Origin of the sequence: Cyclobacterium xiamenense, assembly GCF_900109255.1 — a bacterium.
GTDB classification, from domain to species: domain Bacteria; phylum Bacteroidota; class Bacteroidia; order Cytophagales; family Cyclobacteriaceae; genus Cyclobacterium; species Cyclobacterium xiamenense.
On record NZ_FNZH01000001.1, the window covers coordinates 767,137 to 792,146 of the forward strand.

Below are 25,010 nucleotides of genomic sequence, written 5' to 3' on the forward strand. Positions count from 1 at the left end.
ACTAACAGTTCATTCATTATGAAAAAATCACTACTTTACCTAAGGAGTCGTTTTTTCGGTCCTTCCTACGGACTGGGAATACTGACTCTGGTAGTACTGCTGGGTAATGCCAACATGCTTTTGGCGCAAACCCGAACGGTTCGGGGACAGGTGACCGAAAGCTCCGATTCGGAGCCGGTTTTGGGGGCCTCGGTACTGATAAAAGGAACCACGAGGGGTACCGTTACCGACCTGGACGGAAATTTTGAATTGGAAGTGCCTTCCGATGAGGCGATTTTGGTCTTCTCCTACATCGGCTTTCAGTCTCAGGAGATAGTCGTTGGTAACCAATCCCTACTAAATGTCGTGATGGAGTACTCCTCGGAGGAGCTCAACGAGGTAGTGGTGACGGCACTGGGCGTGGAGCGCGAAACAAAAGCGCTGGGGTATTCGGTGCAGGCAGTTGATGGCGACCGCTTTACCGAAGCAAGGGAAACAAACGTGATCAATTCGCTCAGTGGCCGGGTTGCGGGTGTACAGATTACCAACTCTTCCAGTGGCGTGGGGGGCTCTTCACGGGTAACCATTCGGGGTGAATCCTCGTTGAATATCAATGCAAACCAACCCCTATTCGTGGTAGATGGGGTTCCCATCAGCAACAATATCGTGGGTTCCTCCGGATCCCGTAACCAGGAAGTGGACTACGGTAATCCGGCAGGCGAAATCAACCCCGACGACATCGCCTCGATGAGTATTTTGAAGGGTCCGGCAGCCGCCGCGCTGTATGGCTCCCGGGCGGCAAACGGTGCCATTTTGATCACCACCAAATCCGGTAAAAACAAACGTGGATTGGGCGTAAGCATCAATTCGAATACCACCTTCGATACGCCCTTGCGGCTGCCTGATTGGCAGGACAAGTATGGACAAGGTAACAATGGCTTGTTTACATTCGTAAACGGTGCCGGTGCCGGTATTGCTGATGGTGTGGACGAGAGTTGGGGCCCACTTATGGACCAGGGAACCCTGATTCCTCAATTTGACTCACCGCGGGATGTAGCCGGATTCAGGGGAGGAGACCTGAATGCTCCGGCGGGTAGCACCATCACGCCAACGCCCTGGGTCTCCCAACCAAATAATATCAATGATTTTTTCCAAACAGGGCGGACCCTTTCCAATAATATTTCCATTGCTTCTGGAAATGAGCGATCAAATTTCCGCTTTTCCTGGACCAATCTGGACCAAAAGGGAACGATTCCAAACACCGACCTAAAGCGAAATACCCTGGCGTTTAATGGCATGAGTCAAATTACGGATCGGCTTTCCATTACCACTGCTATCAACTACCAAAATTCCGCAAGTGGGAACAGACCCAGCATTAGTTACGGTACCGAAAGTCTGATGTACCTATGGATTTGGTACGGGCGTCAAATCAATACCCAAAATCTACGGGATTACTGGATGCCGGGCTTGGAAGGCAGGCAGCAATTTAACTACAATTACAATTACCACGACAATCCCTACTTTAACGTATACGAGAATACCAACGGACAATCCAAGGACCGGATTTTCGGAAACGTGGTGGTGAATTATAAATTTACCGACAAGCTGAACCTCATGGTACGGACAGGGCTGGACCTGTACAACGACCTTCGCGACCGGAAGCGGGCCTTTAGTACCCAGCGCTTTCCCTTTGGGAGCTACAGGGAAGATGCCGTATTCTTTAACGAACGTAATACCGATTTCCTGCTGAGTTATTCCGAGACGGAAAAGCCGAATTGGTCCTACACGGTCTCTTTGGGAGGAAACCAAATGATCCAGGAAAATCGGTTTACCCGAACCATGGCACCCCAGTTGTTGATTCCGGAAATTTACAATTTCACCAATACTGCGGTGAACCTTCAGGTAGACCACATGGTCTCCGAAAAACGCATCAATTCCCTGTACGGCTTCGGCCAAATCGGATACAAAAACATCCTTTTTCTCGACATCACGGGAAGAAACGACTGGTCCAGTACCTTGCCGGTGTCGAACAACAGTTATTTTTACCCCTCAGCTACCATGAGTGGCGTAATCTCAGACATGGTTACCCTACCGGATTTCGTTTCTTTCTTTAAGATTCGGGCTGCCTACGCGGAAGTTGGAAACGATACCAATCCGTATAGCCTGACCAACGTATTTAACCCGGCAGTCGCATGGGGTTCCATACAGAGCAAAACCGAGTCCAATAGGCTGGCAAATGCCGAACTTAAACCGGAACGAACCGGGTCGGTGGAGTTTGGAACAGATATCCGCCTGTTGAAGGGAAGGTTGGGGCTGGATTTCACCTATTACGACAACCGTACGCGAAACCAGATTATTCCGATCGAACTCGACATTTCCACGGGTTATGCCAGCCGGATCATCAATGCGGGTGAAATCCAAAACAATGGCATCGAACTCGTACTTTCAGGTAGTCCCTTGCAAAATGTGAACGGCTTGAATTGGAACATCATGGCAAACTTCACCCGAAACCGAAGCAAAGTTCTGGAGTTGACCGATGAGCTGGATTCCTATTCGATGGTGGGAAGAAATGGAGCCACCATTCAGGCCCGAATCGGCGAGCGAATGGGAAATATCTACGGAAGGGGATTTGCCCGGGTGGATGATGCGAACAGCCCGTATTTTGGACAAATCATTCACAATACCTCCGGTACCCCGTTGACATCGCCCGAACTCGTGCTTCAGGGGAACTACAACCCGGATTGGATGCTCGGTATTCAGAATAGTTTTAATTACAAGAAATTTACCTTTGGTTTCCTGTTTGACATTCGGTACGGTGGCATCGTCGTTTCCCGAACCAAAACCATCGGAAGTACCGCTGGGCAATTGGAAGAAACGCTCCTAGGCCGTGAAAATGGGTACGACTTATCCATGGACGGTAACGGGATCATTAGCCCGGGTGTGATTCGGAATGCCGATGGAAGTTTTGTTCCCAATGACCGAAAAATCAGTTCCAGAGACTGGCACAACCGCTACTACGAGCGAAGCAACGTGGAAGCAGCAAAATACGATGCCTCCTTTGTAAAGCTTCGCGAGGTGACGCTTGGGTATACCATTCCGGGAACATCCATGGGTAAGTTGCCCTTCCAGGAAGCCCGGCTATCCCTGGTGGCCAGAAACCTGGCTTTATGGACGGAGAATCCACATTTCGACCCGGAAACGATGTCCATGAGCGGAGGTACCCTTATCCCGGGCGTAGAAGATATGGCATATCCTTCTTCCAGGAGCATTGGGTTTAACCTCAACCTTAAGTTTTAATTTCCAAACGCAAACAGATCATGAAAGCAATACGAATAAATACATTAAGTACCTGGTTTCTGCTCCTGCTGCTAGGACTGCTAACGGGTTGTGACAAAGATTTTGAAGAAGTCAACCGAAATCCCAATAGCCCGGAAATGGTTGGCTCCTCCCTGCTATTACCGAACATCATTCGCAACGCGTCCAATGAGATCATCGGCAAGGGATGGGGAATTGGCAACGTGGTCATGCAATACACGGCGAAAATTCAGTTTACCAATGAAGATCGGTACAACTGGGGACCGGAGGGAAATCCCTACAGCGTATTTTACAATACCCTTCGAGACGTGAATAACGTGGTACTGCAGTCCACCGATCAAGGGGAAAACAATTACGTCGGCGTCGCATTGGTTATGAAATCCCTCATGTATGCCTTTATGACCGATGCGTACGGAGATCTTCCCTATACAGAGGCCACCGGCGCAAAGGAGGGAATCAACTATCCGAAATTTGACCGGCAGGAAGTGATATATCAGGGCATATTGAGTGATTTGGAGCAGGCCAATCAGTTGCTGGGAACCTCCGCCGAGGCACTGAATGGGGACATTCTTTTTCAAGGCGATATCATGAAATGGAAAAAGCTGGCAAATTCCCTGCGTTTACGGGCATTGATGAGGCTTTCGGGCCGGAACGATCCCTCAGCAGCCATGCAGGCGATTGTGTCAAATCCGCAACAATTTCCCATATTTGAAGGAAACGAAGACAATGCCGCCCTTCAGTATTTGCCCGATGTGCCCAATCAGCACTACCTGTATACGACCCGTTCGGGCTCGTTCGACGAGTACCGGCTCAGTACCACCGTTGAAGGCTATTTGAAAGACCTGGGCGATCCGCGTCTTTTCGCCTATTTTCAGCCCACCAACGCGAGTGGTGCAGGAATCATTGGCAATCCGGAGGATTACGCGGGGGTTCCGAATGGCCTTGCGGATGAGGACGCACTCGAATTTTCTCCAACTGGGGATCCCAACAGGGGAGGTTCGAATTTCATTTCCCGCGTAGGCTTGTTGTTTTCCTGCCTGGTCTGTTCGGAATACGCTTCGCCAATTGGCTTTCAAACCATGTTGATGGGGTATTCAGAACTGCAGTTCCTCTTGGCTGAAGCCAGGGAAAAAGGGTATATTTCCGTCGGCGATGCAAGTACTTATTACGATAATGGCATCAAAGCATCCTTTGATTATTACGAAGAGCGGTTGCGAATTGCCAACTTAAACGAGTTGGCAGATGCCGTGCAGCCGGAGGCAGACTATTTTTCCCAAGCCGCAGTGACCTATACCGGTAGCCAGCAGGAAAAGCTGGAAAAGATCGGCACCCAGAAATGGTTGGCGCTGTTCTTCAACGGGCTGGAAGGATGGTTCGATTGGAGAAGAACCGGGATTCCTGCCATTCAACCGGGGCCGGCAGCCTATATTGAGACGGTTCCCGTTCGGTTTATGTATCCCACGGGAGTACAAGCGCTTAATCGGGAAAATTACCAGCAAGCCGTAAGCGTGCAAGGTGAGGATCGCATTACTACCCGAGTTTGGTGGGACGTGGAATAAATAGATCCTGGCCGGGTGGGGAAAGTCAGTACCCACCTGGCTTTTTGTACCCATAGCGTTTCCGGAAAAGCCGCAATCGGGCGTGCAAGGGGCCGACGATTGAAATACAGTCGCCGCTAGTGCCGCACGGTATTGCGCATTCGGGTATGTACAATTGATTCGTCAAACGTATAAATTCATGAATGAAAACAGAAGGGAGTTTTTAAAAAAAGCAGCACTTTTTTCCGGTGGATTGGGCCTATGGGGCGCCCTTCCATCCTCCATTCATAAAGCCATGGCCATTAATCCGGACCCCGGTACCACTTTTCTGGATGCCGAACATGTGGTCATCTTGATGCAGGAAAATCGCTCTTTTGACCATTGTTTTGGAAAATTAAAGGGGGTGCGTGGCTTTAACGATCCCCGTGCCATCCGGCTTCCCAACAAAGATTTGGTTTGGTTGCAGCGAGATGCCAAAGGTCAGACATTTGCACCCTTTCGTTTGAATATCAAAGACACGAAGGCCACCTGGATGAGTGCGATTCCTCACTCCTGGGAAGATCAGGTAGATGCCCGAAACCAGGGTAAATACGATGGCTGGATCGAAGCCAAGCGTCCCGGTAGAAAGGAATTTGCGCATGTGCCCATGACCATGGGGTATTATGACCGGGAAGACATCCCCTTTTACTATGCGTTTGCGGACGCATTTACCGTTTGTGACCAACACTTTTGTGCTTCGCTTACCGGCACCACTACCAATAGGAATTACCTATGGGCGGGAAAGTCCGTCGGAAATCCCGGAGAAAAACCCTTGGTGCGTAACGGTGAACATACGTACGGAAAAGAAGTGAGCTGGAAAACCTTCCCTGATCGCCTTCAGGAGCACGGGGTGGATTGGCGGATTTACCAAAATGAGGTAAGTGTCAACACCCTCTTGGAAGGGGAGGATGAATCCTGGCTGGCTAATTTTACAGATAACAACCTGGAATGGTTCACGCAATTTGGCGTCCGGTTTACGCCTGGCCATTATGCGTTTTTGTTGCATCAGCAAAAAAATCTTCCGCAGGAAATAGCCGGGCTGGAGAAGGAACATGCGGCTGCCGATGCTGCTAAAAAAGCGACCATTTCAAATGAAATGAAGGCAAAACGACAGGCGTTGGAAGTTGTCGAAAATACCCTATCCAGGTACAATCCGGATACATTTGCCGGGTTAGGCGAGAAAGAAAAAGAGCTGCATCGGCGGGCGTTTACAGTAAATCAAGGAGACCCGAATTACCACCGTACCGAAACCCTGGAATACCTGGATGGCTCCGAAAAACGTTCCACAAAAATCCCCAAAGGCGATATTTTTTATCAATTCCGAAAGGATGTGGATGCCGGCAAGCTACCGGCCGTATCCTGGCTGGTGGCTCCACAGAAATTTTCAGACCATCCCAGTGCCCCCTGGTACGGCGCCTGGTACGTGTCGGAAGCCCTGGAGATTTTGACCAAGAATCCAGAGGTGTGGAAAAAGACGATTTTTATTCTCAATTACGACGAAAACGACGGGTATTTTGACCATATTCCCCCATTTGTACCGCCCAAGCCCGGGGACCCGGCTACCGGTATCGTTTCGGAAGGTCTGGATGCACGTACCGAGTTTGTGACCTTGGAGCAGGAGCTAACCTATCCGGGAATGAAGCCAGAGAATGCCCGGGAAAGTCCCGTTGGTCTGGGTTATCGCGTGCCGCTAATTGTTGCTTCGCCCTGGAGTAGGGGGGGATGGGTTAATTCTCAGGTCTGCGACATCTCCTCCACCATACTTTTTCTTGAGAAATTTCTCTCGCATAAAACCGAACAAACCATCCGCGAGGATACTATAAGTACGTGGAGACGGGCCGTTTGCGGAGATTTGACCTCGGTTTTCAGGCCGTACAATGGAGAGCAAATTCCGCTGCCGGATTTTGTGGATTTCGAGGGACACGTAAAAACCATTCATAGCGCCGGATTCAAAGAGCTACCGAATAATTTCAAAGCACTTGATGAGAATGAAATTGCGCAGGCGAACAATGATCCACGAAGGTCTCCTTGGATTCCTGCCCAGGAACCTGGAATCAAGCCTTCCAATGCCCTGCCTTACGAACTTTACGTTGAGGGAAATTTGGATAAACCGGGCACTAGTCTTCGCGTCAAATTCGAGGCTTCGGACCGGCAGTTTGGGAAAAAGGCGCTTGCCGCACCATTTCTTGTCTATGCCCCGGGGGCATACCGTTTGGAAGAATCAGGCGAGTCGGAATCCTGCCGGACTTGGTCTTTTGCCGTAAATGCTGGGGATGAATTGTACTTCGATTGGCCACTGAACAACTTTGTGGGAGAGAACTACGAATTGCTGATCTATGGCCCCAATGGGTTTTTTCGATCGATTAGTGGAAGTAAAAAATCGAGTGGTTTGAAGACGCACGCTTCTTACCTGCAAAAGGATACCCGTGCCGGAACCGGCGTATTTCAGCTAGATGTGGAAAATCAGATGGAAAGAAGTGTAACGCTTGAGGTGAAGGACAATGCGTATGGCCTGGGTAAAAAAACCATCGTGCTGCATGCGGGCAAAAAAGAACCGATACGAATACCCACCGATTCCAGCCATGGCTGGTACGATTTTTCTGTTCGGACGGTAGGCAGTCTTCACTTTTCCCGCCGGTTTTGCGGACGTCTTGAATTTGGAAAACACAGTTTTTCGGATCCGTATATGGGAAGAGAAGTTGGGCTGCGGGCAACTTAGGCAAAAGCCAAAAACCAAACCACCAAAGGCCCAGGAGGGTTTCTTTTTATGCAGCGTTTTAGAAATAAACGAAGCGCGTTTAGTACGTAATTCGTGAAAAACGGTACAACCCGTGTATTTTTTCTTTTTTTTTTCTGAAATTAATTTTGATTTCCTTAATTTCAGCAACCGGTTTATTTTTGGTGGTATCAGTTTGCTTACCAAATTTAGGGGGATCTATGGACTAATTCGATAAAGCGAAGGCTGAAAAGGTCTTTCTTGCAGATAACGTGGGAGGCAGCCCTTCCTTGTTTTAACCGTAGGGGTTTCCTAAATGGAACATGCACGAGTAGATTCCCTCAAAAAAATGGCCCAGGTACACCCAATAACCTACGGTTGGTATGATTCAGTTTTTAAGTTGTGACTGGGGAACCAGTTCTTTCAGACTTCGATTGGTCCGGGTGGAAGACATGCGGATCATTGGGGAACTCGTTTCGGAAATGGGCGTACAATTGGCTAACCGCAGCTACCTGGAGGCAGGGGGAGAACTTGCCCGAAACGTTTTTTTTCGAAAGTTAGTAAAAGAGGCAGTGCGCTCACTTGAACACAAACTTCAAGTGCATCTGGCCGAAACCATGATCATCTGTTCCGGTATGGCCTCCTCTAGCATTGGTATCGATGAATTGGCCTACGCGGAGCTTCCCTTTCCAACGAATGGTAGTAAGATGAACATCCATTTTTATGGACCGTCGGAGGAAATGGATCATCCACTTTTCTTGCTTTCCGGGGTAAAAAGTGATTCCGATGTAATGCGCGGAGAAGAGACTCAGCTGATCGGAATCATTCTACAGCGAGCGGATTTCAGCGGAGCGGGCGTATTTGTGTTTCCGGGTACGCATTCCAAGCATATTATGATCAAGGATTTCTTGATAACTGATTTCCAAACCTACATGACAGGCGAAGTTTTTCGGTTGATGTCCCGGTCCAGTATCCTTTCAAAAAGTGTATCGGAAGGGGAAGAAATTACACCGGACTCGGAGCGGGCGTTTGAAAGCGGCGTGCGAATGGGGGCGAGAAATAACCTACTAGGGAACTTATTTCAGGTGCGAACAAACGATCTGTTTGGAAAATTGACGCGGAATGATAATTTTCATTTTCTAAGCGGATTGCTGATTGGAAACGAAGTTTGTAATTTGGGAACAGATGCAGGTAGTGCCGTTTACCTTTGCGCCGAGGGAGCACTCCATTTCTGGTACGCCAAGGCGATGGAAATTTTAGATGTAAAAGCTGAAGTCCTTTCACCACAGGAGGTGCGCCAGGCGGTGGTTTACGGGCAGTTCGAAATAGTAAATGATACCATTAATCATGAAAAGAGCATTTTCCTGGGAAGCTTTTGAAAGCGCTCCCATCGTATCTATTTTTAGAAATCTTGAAAGCGACGACTTGTTGCGGGTAGCTGCGTGCTTCCAAAAAGCAGGGCTATCGACCATGGAAATCACGCTAAATTCCGACAACGCCAAAACCGATATCGGGCGGCTGGTCGCGGAATTTGGGGAGGTCCTTAACATTGGAGCAGGAACAGTATGCACCCTGAACGCCATGCACGAGGCCCTGGATGCCGGAGCAGAATTCATCGTCACGCCCATTTCGGACATCGATGTGATCAACTATTGTGTCGCTCAGAAAATACCAGTATTCCCGGGTGCCTTTACCCCTACGGAGATATACAAGGCCTGGCAAATGGGAGCGACGATGGTCAAGGTCTTTCCTTCGGCTCAGATGGGGCCTGGCTACATACGGGACGTACTGGCTCCGCTAAATGAGATCGCGCTGATGCCGACCGGCGGCATTGATCAACACAATGTCGCTGCGTATTTTGAGGCCGGTGCCCGGGCGGTGGGCGTAGGAAGTGCGCTGGTTCCCAAGGAATTTTTGCGATCAAAGGACTGGAACGGACTCACGAAGCATCTGATTGCTTTTTTGGCTGCGTATCAAACGTTTGCAGACCAAAAACACGCCTAAGGGAACTCCCCTTGTAGAAGTAAACCAAAAAACCAATACCCGAATCCCTATGGATCAAACCATCTATTTATTTCTGATTACTTCATTATCGATATTGCTCCTGCTGGTATTGGTAATGAAACTGAAAGTACATGCGTTTATTTCCTTACTTCTCGCCAGCTGTTTTGTAGGCCTGGCAGCGGGAATGCCGTTTCCGCAGTTGCTATCCAGTTTACAAAAAGGGATGGGGGATATCCTTGGGTTTATTACCATCGTTGTTGGGTTGGGTGCCATCCTTGGGAAATTGCTTGAAGTATCCGGTGGTGCACAGACCATGGCACATTTTCTGATTCGGGGCTTTGGTGAAAAACGCACTTCCTGGGCCTTGATGCTTACCGGTTTCATTGTATCCATACCGGTTTTTTTGGACGTGGGTTTTATTATTCTTATTCCGCTGGTATATGCCCTGGCCCACAAGGCGAAAAAATCATTGCTGCATTTTGCGGTGCCCTTACTGGCAGGCATGGCGGTAACGCACGCGTTTATCCCACCGACTCCTGGGCCGGTGGCGGTCGCCGAAATCATCAGTGCGCCACTTGGCTGGATGATTCTTTTTGGTGCAGTCATTGGCTTGCCCTGCGCCATTCTTGCAGGTCCGGTATTTGGTGGGTTTATTTCAAAACGAATCTTCGTTCCGGTTCCTGCACACATTGAGTTTGCAGATACCGAAGAAACAAATGCCAGTAAGCGTGATTTTTTTACGATTGCCTTTATCATTGTGCTGCCGCTGTTTTTGATACTGATCGCAACTTCTTCGGACATGTTTGTGGACATGGGCTACTTTGATGGGGAGGCTTATCTCGTTCAATTGCTGCAGTTTTTAGGACATCCCTTTATCGCATTGACCATCGCCACGCTAGTGGCTTCTTATTTCCTGGGTTTTAGAAAAGGATTTAAGGCAAAACAACTGTTGGAATTTTCCGATAAAGCCCTTGCGCCTGCGGGATTGATCATTGTCATTACCGGTGCGGGTGGCATGTTTAAAGAAATTCTGGTACAGAGTGGAGCGGGAGAGGCACTGGCAGCGGTGTTTATTGCGTATAATGTAGCCCCGATTGTCATGGCTTATTTGATTGCCGTAGTCATTCGGGTTATTCAGGGTTCGGCTACTGTTGCCATGGTGACAGCAGCTGGCATGATCGCTCCTGTTATAAGTGGCATGGATTACTCCGACCCGCAAAAAGCGTTGATAGGTATTGCTATTGCGGCCGGTTCGTGCATACTTTCCCACGTGAACGACAGCGGATTCTGGTTGGTGAAGAAATACCTGGATATCTCGGAAAAAGAAACCCTGCAGACCTGGACCGTTTTGGAAACCATCATTTCTCTGACTGGTTTTGTTCTGGTTTTGCTGCTATCTTTGGTAATTCAGTAAGGATCCATCGAAACAATGTAACGAACCCAATAACATGAAAATCTACCGAACCAAAAATGGAATTGTAGTTGAGAAAAACCAGGAACTTTACGCGGTAAACGAACAGGACTGGGACGCTTTTATCAACGACGACGACCTGTACCAGAAACTGGCCCGGCTATTGGTCGATAAAAAGCCGGATGCTCAGGCACACGACTGGATAACTACCGGCTTGCTACCGCCGATTGCCAACCAGGAAGTTTGGGCCAGTGGAGTGACCTACTACCGCAGTAAACTCGGTAGACAAGAGGAATCAAAAGACAGCGGAGGAGGTACCTTTTACGAAAAGGTGTACCTGGCCGAACGTCCGGAGTTGTTCATGAAGTCCACCGGACAACGCGTGGTGGGACATTTGCAAAACGTGCGCATTCGAAAAGATTCTATCTGGAATGTACCCGAACCAGAACTGACGTTGCTGATTTCCAGCTCGGGTAAAATTCTGGGATACACCATTGGTAACGACATGAGTTCCAGAAGCATTGAAGGGGAAAATCCGCTGTACTTGCCCCAGGCAAAGGTGTATGATGGGGCCACCTCCCTTGGCCCTTGCGTTTTTGTAAGTAGCGAACCGCTACCAGCAAGTACCACCATTGCTTTGGAAATTATCCGCGATAGTAGCCTTGTTTTTAGTGATTCCATCACCATCGATCAAATCAAGCGAAGTTTTGCACAGTTGGTTGAGTTTCTATACAGGGAGTATTCGTTTCCTTCCGGAGCTTTTCTGATGACGGGTACAGGTATTGTTCCGGACCAGTCTTTTACCCTTCAGCCGGGGGATAGTATCAAGATTCACATAGAAGGCATCGGAACACTTATCAATGCGGTAGACCAGACGGAAATGCACCAGAAGCGTGGCTGACCGCCGCTAAGTAGCTACGGTAGGGGAGGTTAAATCCTCCATCTGTCCGGGTACCAAAAAGCGGCCCGATGCATTCGAAATTTTAAATGGTTTGTTCCTAACCAAGTCAATTATTTTACTTAATTTTGAATCCCATAAGAATATAAACAAAATTTCATTCAAGCGTTCTTATGGGTTTGTCTACGAAACACATCTTTATCACCGGAGGGGTTACCTCCTCCCTTGGAAAGGGAATAATTGCGGCATCTTTGGCCAAACTCCTGCAGTCCAGGGGGATTTCTGTTACCATCCAAAAATTTGATCCGTATCTGAATATTGATCCAGGTACCCTGAATCCCTACGAACACGGAGAGTGTTACGTGACCGAGGATGGTGCAGAAACTGACTTGGATCTGGGTCACTACGAGCGGTTTTTGAATGCCGCCACTTCCCAGGACAATAATGTCACCACCGGCCGTATTTACAACAATGTCATCACCAAGGAACGGAAAGGGGAGTTTTTAGGGAAAACGGTACAAGTAGTGCCCCACATTACCGACGAAATCAAAAATAATTTTTACAAGCTTGGGAAAGACGGCAAATACGATGTTATCATTACCGAAATCGGCGGGTGTGTGGGCGACATTGAGTCCCTGCCTTTTGTGGAAGCAGTGAGGCAGGCAAGGTGGGATTTGGGCCCCAATAATATTCTAGTCATTCACCTGACCTTGATTCCGTACCTTTCGGCAGCAAAGGAACTGAAAACAAAGCCCACGCAGCATTCCGTAAAGCAACTGTTGGAGGCCGGAGTGCAACCGGATATTTTGGTTTGCCGCACGGAACATCACTTGCCGGTGGATGTGAAAAAGAAAATCGCGCTTTTTTGCAACGTTCAATTGAATTGCGTGATAGAAGCGATGGATGCCGACTCCATTTACGACGTTCCGCTGTTGATGAAAAAAGAACGCCTGGACGAGCGGGTGTTGAGCAAGCTAAAGATTTCCTCCAAGACCAACACCGAATTGGAGCAATGGAAAGATTTTTTGGGAAAACTCAAAAATCCGACCATGGAGGTAGACATTGCCTTGATCGGCAAATACGTTTCTCTTCCCGATGCCTACAAATCGATCATTGAATCGTTCATACATGCCGGTACCTCGCTGGAATGCAAGGTCAACCTTCATTTAATTTCCTCCGAGGAGGTCAATAAAGACAACGTAGCAAAGAAGCTGACGGATATGGACGGAGTCCTTGTTGCACCGGGTTTTGGTATCCGGGGTTTGGACGGAAAGCTCGAAGCAGCTAAATTTGCGCGGGAAAATGAGGTGCCCTATTTCGGGATTTGCCTGGGTATGCAGATTGCGGTTATTGAATTCGCGAGGAATGTATTGGGGTTATCGGAAGCCTCTTCCACGGAGATCAATCCCGATTGCAAGGATCCGGTGATTTTTCTGATGGCGGAGCAAAAGGACATTACACAAATGGGCGGTACGATGCGGTTGGGAGCGTATCCTTGCGAATTGGTAAAGGGGACCAAAGCCATCGCTGCCTATGGCAAGCAAAAGGTGACTGAGCGGCACCGACATCGGTACGAGTTTAACAATAAGTACCTGAAAGAGTTTGAAAAACACGGAATGATCGCTTCCGGAAAAAATCCGGACAAAGGACTGGTAGAAATCATCGAGCTAAAAGAGCATCCCTGGTTTGTCGGTACCCAATTTCATCCGGAATACAAAAGCACGGTATTGAACCCACATCCCTTGTTTGTACGATTTATCAAGGCGGTAGGGGAATGCAAACAAAATAAGTCTTAATTGAACATAGCATTGGATAACAGATTTTGCGATCTGTCACGTAAACGATTAAAACATGGATAAAAATCAAGCGACTGGACTTATTCTTTTCGCAGCGGTCATATTGGTCTATTCGCTCTTTTTTGCCAGTGGACCCGAGCCAATCACCGAGCCTCAAACCGACGCTGCCACCCAGGTGCAATCGAAATCTTCGGATGAAGAGGATGTGGAGCAATTGGGAGAAGGGGCCCAAAGCGATAGTCTTAAAAACCTTTCCGATCAGCGAAAATACGGGAATTTCTCCAGTTTGGTTAGGGGTGAAGAACGGCTGTTTACCCTCGAAAACGAAGACCTAAAAGTAACCGTTTCCAGCAAGGGAGGAGAGATCCAAACGGTAGAGGTAAAGGGATTCAAAACCTATGATCAACAGGACCTAATTCTTTTTGATCAGGAATTTGGTGAACTGGAATACGAAATCAACGCGAGGGAAGGGAAAATCGGGCTGAATGATTTGTATTTTGAGGGAAGCCAGTCCGTTTCTGGTTCCGATGAAGACCGGGTAGATCAATTGGTGTTTACCGCCAATGTGGGGTCAGGTAGTTTGAAACGAAGCTATCGGCTTCCAGCCGCCGGTTATCAGTTGTCCCATGCATTGGAAACGTCGGGTTTGGACGCCCTGGTCTCGGATGAAATCGTCACTGTAAATTGGAAAACTGATTTGCCGGTACTGGAAGAAGACATGCTGGAATCCCGTCGGAAGACCTACATGAATTTCTACACCGTTGGCGAAGATTACGATTACCTGACCACGGGTGATTCGGAAGATGCCCAGCAGATTGGGGAGCCATTGAAGTGGGTTGCATTCAAGCAGCGATTCTTTACCGCCGGTATCATCGCCAATCAGCAATTTCTGGAAGGTAACCTGGCCCAGGAAACACCGCTTGATGCCTCAGCTGTCAAGCGGATGTATGCGACCCTGCGCATGCCAGTAAACGAGGAGGTAAGTTATTATTTTGGTCCGAATAATTACAAAATTTTAAAGCAGGTTACCCCCGAATTCGATAAAAACGTCGACATGGGCTATGTGTTTGTCAGCTGGGTAAACAAATACATCATCGTGAACCTGTTTCACTGGTTGGAAAACTTTTTTGATAATTACGGAGTCATCATCATTTTGATCGTGTTCATCATCAAGTTATTTCTCCTTCCATTGACCTACAAATCCTATATCGGGATGGCAAAGATGCGGGTCATCAAACCGGAAATCGATGAGTTGAAGGAGAAATACGGGGACGACCAGACCAAAATGCAGCAGGAGCAAATGAAATTGTTTGGTCAGTTGGGGGTCAGTCCCATCTCCGGTTGTTTGCCCATGGTCTTGCAAATGCCTTTTCTACTGGCCATGTTCTTTTTCTTCCCAAATTCGATTGAATTGCGGCAAGAGTCCTTTCTATGGGCGCATGACTTATCCACCTACGATTCGATTGTGAATCTACCGTTTACGATCCCTTTTTATGGATCCCATGTCAGCCTTTTCACCCTGTTGATGACCCTATCGCAGATCGCGTATACGCATTTCAACAACCAACTCACCACTGCCCAGGGGCCAATGAAAAACATCGGATACATCATGCCGGTTGTGTTTATGTTTGTTTTAAACTCATTTCCTGCCGCCTTGAGCTTTTATTACTTCGTGTCAAACATGGTGACGTTTGGTCAGCAAGCCTTGATCAAGCAGTTTGTAGACGATTCGAAAATCCGACAGAAAGTAGAAGAGAGCAAAGCAAAAAACGCAAATAAGAAGAAATCGAAATTTCAGCAGCGTATCGAGCAAGCCATGAAGGCTGCGGAAAGTAAAAAGGCAGAACCAGCCAAAAAGAAGGGTCGGCAAAAATAAGTTGTCGGATGTACAACATGGAAAGGCGTGAATAATTTCATGCCTTTTTTTATTCCCCGTCTCTGAAGGAGTACCGATATATCCGGCTGTAACGTTGCTAGTCTGTTGGAATACAGGGGACTAGTAGTTTTCCACCGGCCCATGTGGATAAGTACCTGACGGTAGTTCCGATTAAAATGATATATTTGTAACACTATCAGGACTTGAAAAATCAAAAATCAATGATTGAATTAACGTATTTTGGTCATTCTACCTTCTTGATGGGAGTTAATGGGAAAAAGATTCTATTTGACCCATTTATTTCACCCAATTCACTCGCGAAGGAGGTGGCGATTGACGATTTACGTCCGGATTACCTGCTCGTAAGCCACGGGCACGAGGATCATGTAGCGGACGTGGAACGAATTGCCAAAAACAGCGGCGCAATGTTGGTGTCCAATTTTGAAATTGTATCCTGGTTTCAAGAAAAAGGGATTCGCAATGCTCATCCTTTAAACCATGGAGGCGCTGTAAATTTCGATTTTGGACGTGTAAAATACGTGAATGCCATTCATAGTAGCACCATGCCGGACGGTGCGAGTGGGGGAAATCCCGGTGGATTTGTCGTTGAATCGGATGCAGGCACGTTTTATTACGCGGGGGACACCGCCCTGACCTACGATATGAAATTAATCGCAGATTCTTTTGCCATTGATTTTGCTGTATTGCCTATAGGGGATAACTTTACGATGGGCATAGAAGATGCCGTAAAGGCTGCTGATTTCGTGGGCACGGAAACGATCGTAGGTATGCACTACGACACGTTTCCCTATATTACCATTGATAAAGAAGCAGCCCGACAAATTGCCCGGGATGCGGGCAAAGAACTGATCGTGCTTCAACTAGGAGAAAGTATTACGCTTTAAGAAATAATGGGAAAAGTAATCGCTATTGCCAACCAAAAAGGAGGGGTGGGTAAAACCACCACCGCCATGAATCTGGCAGCCAGTCTGGCTGTTTTGGAATACAAAACACTTGTGATCGATGCAGACCCGCAAGCCAATACCACCTCGGGACTCGGCTTTGACCCAAAGTCTATCGAGACCAGTATTTACGAATGCATGGTCAATGAAAACGAGATCGAAGACATCATCATTTCCACCGAAATCGACAACTTAGATCTGGTCCCTTCGCACATCGATCTGGTCGGTGCAGAAGTGGAAATGGTAAATCTGGAAAACCGGGAGGAAAAAATGCGCGCGGTGATTGAGGGAATTCGGGACAAGTACGAATTCATTATCATCGATTGTTCACCTTCGCTCGGATTGATCACCATTAATGCGCTGACGGCGGCAAATTCTGTGATTATCCCTGTTCAGTGCGAATATTTTGCCCTGGAAGGCCTGGGAAAATTATTGAATACCATCAAGATCATCCAAACCAGGCTTAACCAGGACCTCGAAATTGAGGGTATCTTACTGACGATGTACGATGTTCGGTTGAGACTGTCCAACCAGGTTGTGGAGGAGGTGCAAATGCACTTCAAGAACATGACGTTTGAAACCATCATCCCGCGAAATGTGAAGTTAAGTGAGTCGCCAAGCTTTGGCATGCCGGTCGTTGCATTTGACGCTACGGGCAAAGGAGCCGTGGCTTACCTGAATCTTGCCAATGAAATTGCTACCAAAAATGGAATGGCAAAGGTAAATTGATTAGTTAATACGAAATGGCAGTAAGCAAAACAACAAAAAAACGAGGTGCCCTTGGAAAAGGGTTGGGAGCCTTGCTTCAGGATTCTCCCCAAAAAGGTAAAGGAGAGGAAGAGGCAGCCCACCCGGTTGCGGGTATTTTTGAAATTGGCCTGGAAGAGATACAGGTAAATCCCTTTCAGCCCCGAACGCATTTTGATAAGACGGCACTTGAAGAGTTGGCGGAGTCCATTCGGGTTCAAGGCATCATTCAGCCGATTACGGTACGCAAACTTGCGGAAGGTGAATACCAGCTTATCTCTGGTGAACGTAGGTACCAGGCCTCCAAAATTGCAGGATTGGAAAAGATTCCCGCTTACGTTCGCCTGGCCAACGATCAGCAGATGCTGGAAATGGCCTTGATCGAGAACATACAGCGCGAAAACCTGAATGCGCTTGAAATTGCCCATTCCTACCAGCGTTTGCTTTCCGAATGTGATTTGAAGCAGGAGCAACTGGGCGACCGGGTGGGAAAAAATCGTACCACGGTAAACAACTACCTGCGATTGCTAAAGTTGCCGCCGGACATACAAGCGGGGATTCGTGATCAGAAGATCAGCATGGGGCATGCCAGAGCCCTCATCAATATTGAGGATGTAGACAAGCAGTTGGCCATCTTTAAGCGAATGGTGACGGAAGAATTAAGCGTGAGGAAGGTCGAGGCCCTGGTGAAGGAGTTGAACGAGGGCCAGGAAAAGAAGGAAGCACCTGAGGCCTCCAACTTGGATCCGGTAAAAAAATACGAAATCAATAAGCTCCAGCAAAAGCTGGCCTCCCATTTCGGGACCAAAGTTTCCTTGAAAGCGGATCAGAAGGACAAAGGAGAAATTAAAATACCTTTTCATTCGACCAGCGATCTCAACAGAATTTTGGAAATTCTTGATTTGATCTGAGTGAAATGGCCGTCACATTTTGTACGTGATCGTTTTCGTGGCGGGCTTTTTTTTACCTGCTGCGTACTGTTGCTTTGTTGCTTCTGCCTGGCGCACCCTGGGATGGCCCAGGAAGAAGGCCCCGTATCGGTTTTCGAACCAGATTCCTTATCGGCAGAGCCCCCGCAAAATGTTAAAAATCCTAAAAAAGCAGTACTTTTATCATTAATTGTTCCCGGTGCGGGCCAGGTGTATAATGAAAAAGTCTGGAAATTGCCTTTACTTTACGGAGGCGTTGCCACGGCTGTGTATTTTTTGGAGTTCAATAACCGAAGGTACCAGGAGTTTTTGGTAGCCTTGGAAATTGTACGGGAGGGTACAGAGCCCAGTCCTTTTCCCAACCTAAACGAGGACGGGATTATTCGGAATGTCAATTACTGGCGCAGAAACCGGGATGCCATGTACATGGTTTTTGGAGCGATTTACGCATTGGGTGCGGTAGATGCATTTGTGGATGCCCATTTATCGAGTTTCGATGTCAGCGATGACTTGAGTATCAAATTGGAACCTTCCGTGCAGCCAACCCTGGCAAGCAACAGCGCAGTCGGTTTAGCCATAAAAATAAACTTCTAATATGAACATATTGATTTTGGGGTACGGCAAAATGGGGAAAATCATCAGCCAGTTAGCCGAAGAAAGGGGCCACCGGATTGTGGCAAAGATAAACATTGACAATGTCTCGGACCTGGCGCATGTTGATGCAGCGGACGTTGATGTTGCCATCGAGTTTAGTCAGCCCGAATCAGCTGTGGGAAACATCACTTGGTGTATCGAACATCGCGTGCCGGTGGTGGTCGGAACGACGGGATGGATGGATAAAAAAATGGACGTAGAAAAAGCCTGTAAAGCAACGGATGGTACGGTCTTTTATGCGTCTAATTTCAGCATCGGTGTCAACATCTTTTTTAAAGTGAATGCTTTTCTAGCCAGCCTGATGAATGAGCAGGATGCGTACCAGGCGTCCATAGAGGAAATCCACCATACAGAAAAAAAAGATGCTCCAAGTGGCACAGCCATCAGCCTGGCCGAGGGGCTTCTCGAAAATAACCGGCAGTATCAAAGCTGGCAATTAGCAGGCGATGCTCCCATGTCCTCGGGTGTTTTGCCCATTACTGCCAAACGTATCGACCCTGCCCCAGGTACCCATACGGTGAGTTACGCTTCTGCCATCGACGATATCAGCATCCGGCATACCGCTCACAGTCGAGAAGGATTTGCTTTGGGAGCAGTGCTGGTTGCCGAATGGTTGCCGGGCAGGAAAGGGATGTTAACCATGAATGACTTTTTGAAATTTTAACACTACTAAAAAAATGAGTCAAGAAAGAAAGAATAAATCAGCCGTAAGAGAATGGGTAGACGCCCTACTGTTTGCGGTCATAGCGGCAAGTCTGATTCGATGGCTTCTGCTGGAGCCCTTTACGATCCCGACAGCCTCCATGGAAAAATCGCTCCTCGTGGGTGATTTTCTATTTGTCAGCAAGATGCACTACGGCACCCGGGTGCCTAAAACCATTTTGCAGGTACCGCTTACCCACCAGAAAATATGGGGAACGGAAATACCATCGTATTCGGAGGCCATTCAGCTACCGTATTACCGGCTTCCGGGCTTCACTTCCATTCAGAGAAACGATGTAGTGGTTTTTAATTACCCGGAGGAGTTTCAGTACCCGGTGGATTTAAAAACCAACTACATCAAGCGGGCAGTTGGTGCACCGGGCGATGTAATTGAAATCCGGGAAGCAAAACTTTTTGTAAACGGAGAATCCGCCGCGGTGCCGGAGGAGATGCAATTTTCCTACGATCTGACCACAAACCGCCCGTTAAATGCCGATTTTTTTGATCGGTATGGTATCAATCCGGACAGCTATTTCCCCTTTTCCGATAATTCGGGGTATTTCATTTTTGCGACCGAGGAAATGGTGCGTGAGCTGGAAGCATCGCCTGCCGTCACCTCGGTAAAAAAGCGGGTGAGTAAACCTGGGCAGGGCGACCCCAATATTTTTCCGGATGGCGCCTACTATGGCTGGAATAAAGATAATTTTGGACCGTTGGAAATTCCCGCAGAAGGCACCACCATATCGCTTACCGAAGATAACGTACGTCGCTATGCCTATACCATTGAGAAATTTGAGGGTCTGGAGGATTTGCAGATCGATGGTAACGAACTATTTATCGCGGGGCAGAAGCAAGAGACCTATACCTTTAAGCAGAATTATTATTTCATGATGGGAGATAACCGTCACGATTCGCTGGATTCCCGGTTTTGGGGTTTTGTACCGGAGGACCATGTGGTAGGAAAGGCATGGTTTTTGTGGTTGTCTCTGGAAAAACACAAGTCCATGTTTAATAAAATCCGATGGAATCGTTTTTTCAAGTCTATTGATTAATAGTTAAAAATGAGAAGTGAGTGGAAAGGCACCGGCACATGGCTGGTGCCTTTTTTTTACCAGTTGATGGGTGTTTGGCCCGTTTTTTCAAGATAGGCGTTTGCCTGGCTGAAATGACGGCAACCCAAAAAACCCCGGTGAGCAGAAAGTGGACTGGGATGGGGTGCGTAGAGTTTAAGGTGCCTGTCATCTGGGATGATTTGTGCCTTTTTCTGTGCATAGGCGCCCCAAAGCATGAACACCAGACCTTCTCTGTTTTCAGCTAACCGGGCTACAACCTGATCGGTAAACTCCTCCCAGCCTTTTTTTTGGTGGCTCCCGGCTTTATTGGCTTCCACCGTTAGGGTGGCGTTGAGCAGAAGTACTCCTTGCCTGGCCCACTTTTCCAAGTTGCCGTGTGGAGGAAACGGTAGGTCCAGATCACTTTTTAGTTCCTTAAAAATATTTACCAAAGAGGGTGGGAAGGGAATTCCTTCCTGTACCGAAAAGGAAAGACCATGCGCCTGTCCCGGCCCATGGTAGGGGTCTTGGCCCAGGATAACCACTCGGGTTTGCGGTACGGGACATAAGGCAAAGGCATTGAAGATATGCGATCCTTTCGGGTAAACCGTTGTACGGCGGTATTCCTGCTTAACAAACGCCGTAAGCGATTCGAAATAAGACTTGGAAAATTCCTCTTTTAGCAAGTCTTTCCAACTATTTTCTATTTTGACATCCATTAATAAAATTTCTATTGGTATATTTGTTTTGACAAGTCAAATTTCGAATAAGTTTTCGTAATACAAAACAGCATGGTAACTGCGATTACAGAGGGCATCAAGGTAAGTGTGGAAGCGACCTACCAAAAGGAATTTTCGAATCCAGGACAGCACCACCATGTCTTTACCTACAAAGTAACCATAGAAAACCACAGTGCCTTTACTATACAGCTGCTCAAAAGACGCTGGGAGATTTTTGATGCAGCCTCTACGCTGAAAATAGTCGAAGGAGAAGGGGTGGTTGGACAGCAGCCCGTATTGGAACCGGGCGGAAGTCATGCCTACATGTCCGGATGTAATTTAAAGTCCGGTATGGGTAAAATGAGAGGCAAATATATCATGGAAAAATTGCAGGATGGAAAATTGTTGACTGTGACCATTCCTGAATTTCAACTGATCGCCAATCTGTTTGACAATTGAATTGGCGGCATGTTTTTTCAGTTGTGGGAATACTTGCGGTATTTTTTAAAGAAGGAAAACGAACACAGCATCCATTCGCCCTATTATTTTCAGTGTTACCTGGGATTACAGGCTTATCTCAGGCAAAATAAAAAGGGCAATCGCAAACTGGAAGACCTTCGCCGATCTTTTCTTCACGAGGCCACCCGTATTGGCAGTAGGGACTATGGAGCGGGGTCGCGTTGGCTGGGCAGGGGCGACAGAAAGGTGTCGACGGTAGCAAGACGGGTCATCTCTCCCTTACGCACTTCCTTGCTTTACAGCTATTTTTGTCAACTGACCCCTGCGGCGAACGTGTTGGATTTGGGTACTTCGTTGGGAATCAATACCGGTTATTTGGCGAAGCAGGTATCCGGAACGCTGTATTCCTTTGAAGGAGACCCCAATTTGCTCGCGTTGGCAAGCGCCCATCTGGGTCAGTTTCCAACTATTCGCCTGGTTCCGGGCAATCTGGATAAAACCCTGGAAAACGTCGTGCGCAGACTGGATAGCATTGATTTCGTCCTGATGGATGCCAATCATCGGTTTGACCCAACGATGGCCTATTTTCGTACAATTTTTCCCAAATTGCACGAGTCAAGTATCGTCGTTGTAGCGGACATATATTGGTCGCGAGACATGAAACGGGCCTGGGAACAATTAAAAGGCTGGCCGGGAGTCTCAGGGAGCCTGGATTTTTTTGCATGCGGAATTCTATTTTTTCGGCCGGGCAGCAGTAGCACACACCTCGTATTGGATGTATAAAGCTGATTTTTTTTGGTTTGTATTTTGAGGGAGTAATACAATGTATAAATTTGTTCCTGAAGCTCACTGTTGTGGGGGCGTTGGGTAGGTGTAAAACTTGGTCTGATAATTGAATAGGTGTAAGATGAATCGGAAGGGATAGCTCCCTCAACCTATAACCTGCGAAAGACATACATGCGCAACTGGAGTAATTGAATTTTCCAAAAAGCTATGACACAAGGAGAGTTGCCTGATAAAAAGTTCTCCGGAACGGAGAACGGAAAAAATATCCTGATTGTTGTTTTGATCATTTTGGTGATTTTAAGCGGATGGAGGTTATTTAATGACCACCGTGAAAAGTCAAAGAAAAATGAAGAGATCCTTATCTTGACAGAAGACAACAGCGAGTTAAATATCCGATTGGACTCCATGACCTTTCAATTGGATTTGAGAATTCAAGAAATCGAACGCCTTGGTGGAAATGTGGACTCGCTGATCCAAATCAAGGAACAGTTGGTGCGGGAAAGGCAATTGGAAATCAATCGGACGGCAGCAGAGATTGCCACTCTTAATGCGCAAATCGATACCTATTCTGGGCTACTAAAGCAAAAAGATGGCGATATCCTTCGGTTGCGGGAACAAAACCAGCAACTGTTTTCGGAAAACCGGGAATTGAAAAGCAGCAAGGCGGAGGTGGAAGAAGAGGTCGTCAAACTGAATAGTAGAACAGACGAGTTGGAACAGAAAGTTACCCTGGCCTCGCAATTAAAGGCCGAAAACATTCGCGTCGCGGCGGTCAATTCCCGGGGACGTGAGCGCGAAGATGAATTTCGGAACCGGCAGCTAAGTAAATTAAAAGTGTCGTTTTTTATCGCTGAGAACAACGTGGCGCCCGAAGGAATTCGTGATGTATACGTTCAAGTTCTCACGCCCAATGAGCAGGTTATTTTTGATATTGCCAAAGGTTCCGGGACCTTTGAGCTGGATGGAAAAGAAGTTTTTTATACGGCTAAACAAGATTTTATTTTCACCAATAGTCAGCAGCAACTGACCTATTACTACGAAAAGGGAAGCGATTACGCCAAAGGCCTGTATACGGTGAAAGTGTTTTCAGGGGGCGCTGAAATCGGACGTAGTAGCTTTGAAGTAAAATAAACCATTGTTTTTTTGTTTATTGGTGGTTAAACCCTAATTTTGCAACCTGTTTTAGAATAACAATTAAAAATTGTAAAAGAATGTTCCAAAAAAATTATGAAACGGTATTCATCCTTACTCCCGTTTTGTCTGAAGTTCAGATGAAGGATACCGTAGACAAGTACGTAGGCTTGTTGAAAGAATTGGGAGCAGATGTGATCAACGTAGAGAATTGGGGGCTGAAAAAGCTAGCGTATCCGATTCAGAAAAAAACCACCGGTTTTTACGTATTGGTAGAGTACAAGGCCGATCCAACCACAATTAAGAAGTTTGAGCTGGATTTCCGTAGAGACGAAACCGTCTTGAGATTTTTGACCACTGTCATGGACAAGCATGGAATTGTTTATGCGGAGCGACGAAGAAAAGGAGAATTCAACAAAAAAACTGAAGCTAAGGAGGAGCCAGCAAAATGACATTAAAAAACGAACCCATCAATAGAGAGCAGACCAGGAAAAAATACTGTCGATTCAAAAAACTTGGCATCAAGTATATCGACTACAAGGATCCCAACTTCCTGTTGAAATTTGTGAACGAGCAAGGTAAGATTCTTCCGCGAAGACTTACAGGTAACTCTGCGAAATACCAGAGAAAAGTGGCCCAGGCCATCAAAAAAGCCAGGCATTTGGCTTTGTTGCCGTATGTAGCAGATGGATTGAAATAAAATCTTCTGTATCCTTCACCAATTAAAATTAGTACACTAAATGGAAGTTATCTTAAAAACGGATATAAAAGGACTTGGCTATAAAAACGACCTGGTGGAAGTGAAGCCAGGTTACGGCCGAAATTATCTAATCCCCCAAGGCTTTGCCGTGTTGGCTACTTCATCCAACAAGAAAATATTGGAAGAAAATATCAAGCAAGCCGCCCACAAAGCAGAGAAAATCAAAACCGAAGCCGAGGCAGTCGCCGGTAAAATCGATGCGTTGACGCTCGAAATCAAAGCGAAAATCGGAGATTCTGGCAAGATTTTTGGAAAAGTTACCACCCTTCAGCTTTCGGATGCACTCGCAGAAAAAGGCATTGAGGTAGATCGTAAAAAAATTGCCATTACGCAACCGGTGACCACTTCTGGAGAATACGAAGCAGAGGTTGATCTTCACAGGGAAGTGAAGACTTCCATCAAATTTGTCGTCGTAGCAGAATAAGGAAGTCATTCCAATCAACGCATGAAAAGCCGGGTTTTTCCCGGCTTTTTTCGTTAGTCCCAACTACTTTTTAGGATCGGTTCGTTTTCCGGTATTTCGTAGGTTTTTTTCCT

At 47.2% G+C, this 25,010-nt stretch carries 22 protein-coding genes; 21 read left to right on the top strand and 1 reads right to left on the bottom strand.

All coding sequences use genetic code 11. The features are described from left to right. Positions 1-18 precede the first annotated feature (18 nt). From BMW71_RS02760 to lepB, 15 genes are all read left to right on the top strand, one after another. The gene (locus tag BMW71_RS02760; protein ID WP_092169135.1) at positions 19-3,276 is read left to right on the top strand and encodes a SusC/RagA family TonB-linked outer membrane protein; all 3,258 of its coding nucleotides are present in this window, start codon (positions 19-21) and stop codon (positions 3,274-3,276) included. Positions 3,277-3,296: 20 nt separating this feature from the next. Further along, positions 3,297-4,853 carry a SusD/RagB family nutrient-binding outer membrane lipoprotein gene (locus tag BMW71_RS02765; RefSeq protein WP_092169138.1) on the top strand — a complete coding sequence of 519 codons (1,557 nt, stop codon included), beginning with the start codon at positions 3,297-3,299 and terminating at the stop codon, positions 4,851-4,853. Between the two features lie 178 nt (positions 4,854-5,031). Continuing rightward, complete coding sequence (locus BMW71_RS02770; protein WP_092169141.1) at positions 5,032-7,590, top strand: phosphocholine-specific phospholipase C; 2,559 nt, start codon at positions 5,032-5,034, stop codon at positions 7,588-7,590. A gap of 380 nt (positions 7,591-7,970) precedes the next feature. Then, positions 7,971-8,966 (top strand): 2-dehydro-3-deoxygalactonokinase, encoded by a 996-nt coding sequence (locus BMW71_RS02775; RefSeq protein ID WP_092169144.1) that lies wholly within the window; start codon positions 7,971-7,973, stop codon positions 8,964-8,966. Continuing rightward, complete coding sequence (locus BMW71_RS02780) at positions 8,935-9,591, top strand: bifunctional 4-hydroxy-2-oxoglutarate aldolase/2-dehydro-3-deoxy-phosphogluconate aldolase (RefSeq protein ID WP_092169147.1); 657 nt, start codon at positions 8,935-8,937, stop codon at positions 9,589-9,591. Before BMW71_RS02775 ends, BMW71_RS02780 begins: the two co-directional genes overlap by 32 nt. Before the next feature lie 49 nt (positions 9,592-9,640). Next, positions 9,641-11,005 (top strand): GntP family permease, encoded by a 1,365-nt coding sequence (locus BMW71_RS02785; protein ID WP_092170206.1) that lies wholly within the window; start codon positions 9,641-9,643, stop codon positions 11,003-11,005. A gap of 34 nt (positions 11,006-11,039) precedes the next feature. After that, entirely contained in the window at positions 11,040-11,903 is an 864-nt protein-coding gene (locus BMW71_RS02790) for a fumarylacetoacetate hydrolase family protein (protein ID WP_092169150.1), read from the top strand. A 170-nt stretch (positions 11,904-12,073) separates the two neighbouring features. After that, positions 12,074-13,696: a CTP synthase gene (locus BMW71_RS02795; protein WP_092169153.1), complete on the top strand. Its 1,623-nt coding sequence runs from the start codon at positions 12,074-12,076 to the stop codon at positions 13,694-13,696. A 55-nt stretch (positions 13,697-13,751) separates the two neighbouring features. Beyond that, positions 13,752-15,572 (top strand): membrane protein insertase YidC, encoded by a 1,821-nt coding sequence (yidC, locus tag BMW71_RS02800; RefSeq protein ID WP_092169156.1) that lies wholly within the window; start codon positions 13,752-13,754, stop codon positions 15,570-15,572. A gap of 221 nt (positions 15,573-15,793) precedes the next feature. Further along, a complete protein-coding gene (locus BMW71_RS02805; protein WP_092169159.1) occupies positions 15,794-16,477 on the top strand; it encodes a metal-dependent hydrolase in 684 nt (227 codons plus the stop codon). Positions 16,478-16,483: 6 nt separating this feature from the next. Continuing rightward, on the top strand, positions 16,484-17,263 hold the full coding sequence (locus BMW71_RS02810) for a ParA family protein (protein ID WP_092169162.1): 780 nt from the start codon (positions 16,484-16,486) through the stop codon (positions 17,261-17,263). A gap of 14 nt (positions 17,264-17,277) precedes the next feature. Continuing rightward, positions 17,278-18,192, top strand: coding sequence for a ParB/RepB/Spo0J family partition protein (locus BMW71_RS02815; protein WP_092169165.1), 915 nt, complete (start codon positions 17,278-17,280; stop codon positions 18,190-18,192). Between the two features lie 102 nt (positions 18,193-18,294). After that, a complete protein-coding gene (locus tag BMW71_RS02820; RefSeq protein WP_244891054.1) occupies positions 18,295-18,804 on the top strand; it encodes a DUF5683 domain-containing protein in 510 nt (169 codons plus the stop codon). 1 nt (position 18,805) lies between these two features. Continuing rightward, complete coding sequence (gene dapB / locus BMW71_RS02825) at positions 18,806-19,528, top strand: 4-hydroxy-tetrahydrodipicolinate reductase (protein WP_092169168.1); 723 nt, start codon at positions 18,806-18,808, stop codon at positions 19,526-19,528. A 13-nt stretch (positions 19,529-19,541) separates the two neighbouring features. Continuing rightward, the gene (lepB, locus tag BMW71_RS02830; RefSeq protein ID WP_092169171.1) at positions 19,542-20,618 is read left to right on the top strand and encodes a signal peptidase I; all 1,077 of its coding nucleotides are present in this window, start codon (positions 19,542-19,544) and stop codon (positions 20,616-20,618) included. 56 nt (positions 20,619-20,674) lie between these two features. Here lepB and ung read toward each other — a convergent pair whose 3' ends face one another. Continuing rightward, positions 20,675-21,337 (bottom strand): uracil-DNA glycosylase, encoded by a 663-nt coding sequence (gene ung, locus BMW71_RS02835; protein ID WP_092169174.1) that lies wholly within the window; start codon positions 21,335-21,337, stop codon positions 20,675-20,677. A 72-nt stretch (positions 21,338-21,409) separates the two neighbouring features. On the opposite strand from ung, the gene apaG reads away from it, so the two are divergent. From apaG to rplI, 6 genes are all read left to right on the top strand, one after another. Further along, the gene (apaG, locus tag BMW71_RS02840; RefSeq protein ID WP_092169177.1) at positions 21,410-21,796 is read left to right on the top strand and encodes a Co2+/Mg2+ efflux protein ApaG; all 387 of its coding nucleotides are present in this window, start codon (positions 21,410-21,412) and stop codon (positions 21,794-21,796) included. Between the two features lie 9 nt (positions 21,797-21,805). Next, entirely contained in the window at positions 21,806-22,579 is a 774-nt protein-coding gene (locus BMW71_RS02845) for an O-methyltransferase (protein ID WP_092169180.1), read from the top strand. Positions 22,580-22,789: 210 nt separating this feature from the next. After that, positions 22,790-23,713, top strand: coding sequence for a hypothetical protein (locus BMW71_RS02850; protein WP_092169183.1), 924 nt, complete (start codon positions 22,790-22,792; stop codon positions 23,711-23,713). Between the two features lie 80 nt (positions 23,714-23,793). Next, positions 23,794-24,165, top strand: coding sequence for a 30S ribosomal protein S6 (rpsF, locus tag BMW71_RS02855; protein WP_092169185.1), 372 nt, complete (start codon positions 23,794-23,796; stop codon positions 24,163-24,165). Then, complete coding sequence (gene rpsR, locus BMW71_RS02860; RefSeq protein WP_092169188.1) at positions 24,162-24,413, top strand: 30S ribosomal protein S18; 252 nt, start codon at positions 24,162-24,164, stop codon at positions 24,411-24,413. The genes rpsF and rpsR overlap by 4 nt, the downstream gene beginning before the upstream one ends. Before the next feature lie 40 nt (positions 24,414-24,453). After that, positions 24,454-24,897, top strand: a complete 444-nt coding sequence (rplI, locus tag BMW71_RS02865) for a 50S ribosomal protein L9 (protein ID WP_092169191.1) — start codon at positions 24,454-24,456, stop codon at positions 24,895-24,897. The last annotated feature ends 113 nt before the right edge of the window (positions 24,898-25,010 follow it).

Excerpts from the sequence above, each read along its gene's own strand:
- BMW71_RS02760 (WP_092169135.1), top strand. The coding sequence starts at position 19 with ATGAAAAAATCACTACTTTACCTAAGGAGTCGTTTTTTCGGTCCTTCC.
- BMW71_RS02765 (WP_092169138.1), top strand. The coding sequence starts at position 3,297 with ATGAAAGCAATACGAATAAATACATTAAGTACCTGGTTTCTGCTCCTG.
- BMW71_RS02770 (WP_092169141.1), top strand. The coding sequence starts at position 5,032 with ATGAATGAAAACAGAAGGGAGTTTTTAAAAAAAGCAGCACTTTTTTCC.
- BMW71_RS02775 (WP_092169144.1), top strand. The coding sequence starts at position 7,971 with ATGATTCAGTTTTTAAGTTGTGACTGGGGAACCAGTTCTTTCAGACTT.
- BMW71_RS02780 (WP_092169147.1), top strand. The coding sequence starts at position 8,935 with ATGAAAAGAGCATTTTCCTGGGAAGCTTTTGAAAGCGCTCCCATCGTA.
- BMW71_RS02785 (WP_092170206.1), top strand. The coding sequence starts at position 9,641 with ATGGATCAAACCATCTATTTATTTCTGATTACTTCATTATCGATATTG.
- BMW71_RS02790 (WP_092169150.1), top strand. The coding sequence starts at position 11,040 with ATGAAAATCTACCGAACCAAAAATGGAATTGTAGTTGAGAAAAACCAG.
- BMW71_RS02795 (WP_092169153.1), top strand. The coding sequence starts at position 12,074 with ATGGGTTTGTCTACGAAACACATCTTTATCACCGGAGGGGTTACCTCC.
- yidC (WP_092169156.1), top strand. The coding sequence starts at position 13,752 with ATGGATAAAAATCAAGCGACTGGACTTATTCTTTTCGCAGCGGTCATA.
- BMW71_RS02805 (WP_092169159.1), top strand. The coding sequence starts at position 15,794 with ATGATTGAATTAACGTATTTTGGTCATTCTACCTTCTTGATGGGAGTT.
- BMW71_RS02810 (WP_092169162.1), top strand. The coding sequence starts at position 16,484 with ATGGGAAAAGTAATCGCTATTGCCAACCAAAAAGGAGGGGTGGGTAAA.
- BMW71_RS02815 (WP_092169165.1), top strand. The coding sequence starts at position 17,278 with ATGGCAGTAAGCAAAACAACAAAAAAACGAGGTGCCCTTGGAAAAGGG.
- BMW71_RS02820 (WP_244891054.1), top strand. The coding sequence starts at position 18,295 with ATGGCCCAGGAAGAAGGCCCCGTATCGGTTTTCGAACCAGATTCCTTA.
- dapB (WP_092169168.1), top strand. The coding sequence starts at position 18,806 with ATGAACATATTGATTTTGGGGTACGGCAAAATGGGGAAAATCATCAGC.
- lepB (WP_092169171.1), top strand. The coding sequence starts at position 19,542 with ATGAGTCAAGAAAGAAAGAATAAATCAGCCGTAAGAGAATGGGTAGAC.
- ung (WP_092169174.1), bottom strand. The coding sequence starts at position 21,337 with ATGGATGTCAAAATAGAAAATAGTTGGAAAGACTTGCTAAAAGAGGAA.
- apaG (WP_092169177.1), top strand. The coding sequence starts at position 21,410 with ATGGTAACTGCGATTACAGAGGGCATCAAGGTAAGTGTGGAAGCGACC.
- BMW71_RS02845 (WP_092169180.1), top strand. The coding sequence starts at position 21,806 with ATGTTTTTTCAGTTGTGGGAATACTTGCGGTATTTTTTAAAGAAGGAA.
- BMW71_RS02850 (WP_092169183.1), top strand. The coding sequence starts at position 22,790 with ATGACACAAGGAGAGTTGCCTGATAAAAAGTTCTCCGGAACGGAGAAC.
- rpsF (WP_092169185.1), top strand. The coding sequence starts at position 23,794 with ATGTTCCAAAAAAATTATGAAACGGTATTCATCCTTACTCCCGTTTTG.
- rpsR (WP_092169188.1), top strand. The coding sequence starts at position 24,162 with ATGACATTAAAAAACGAACCCATCAATAGAGAGCAGACCAGGAAAAAA.
- rplI (WP_092169191.1), top strand. The coding sequence starts at position 24,454 with ATGGAAGTTATCTTAAAAACGGATATAAAAGGACTTGGCTATAAAAAC.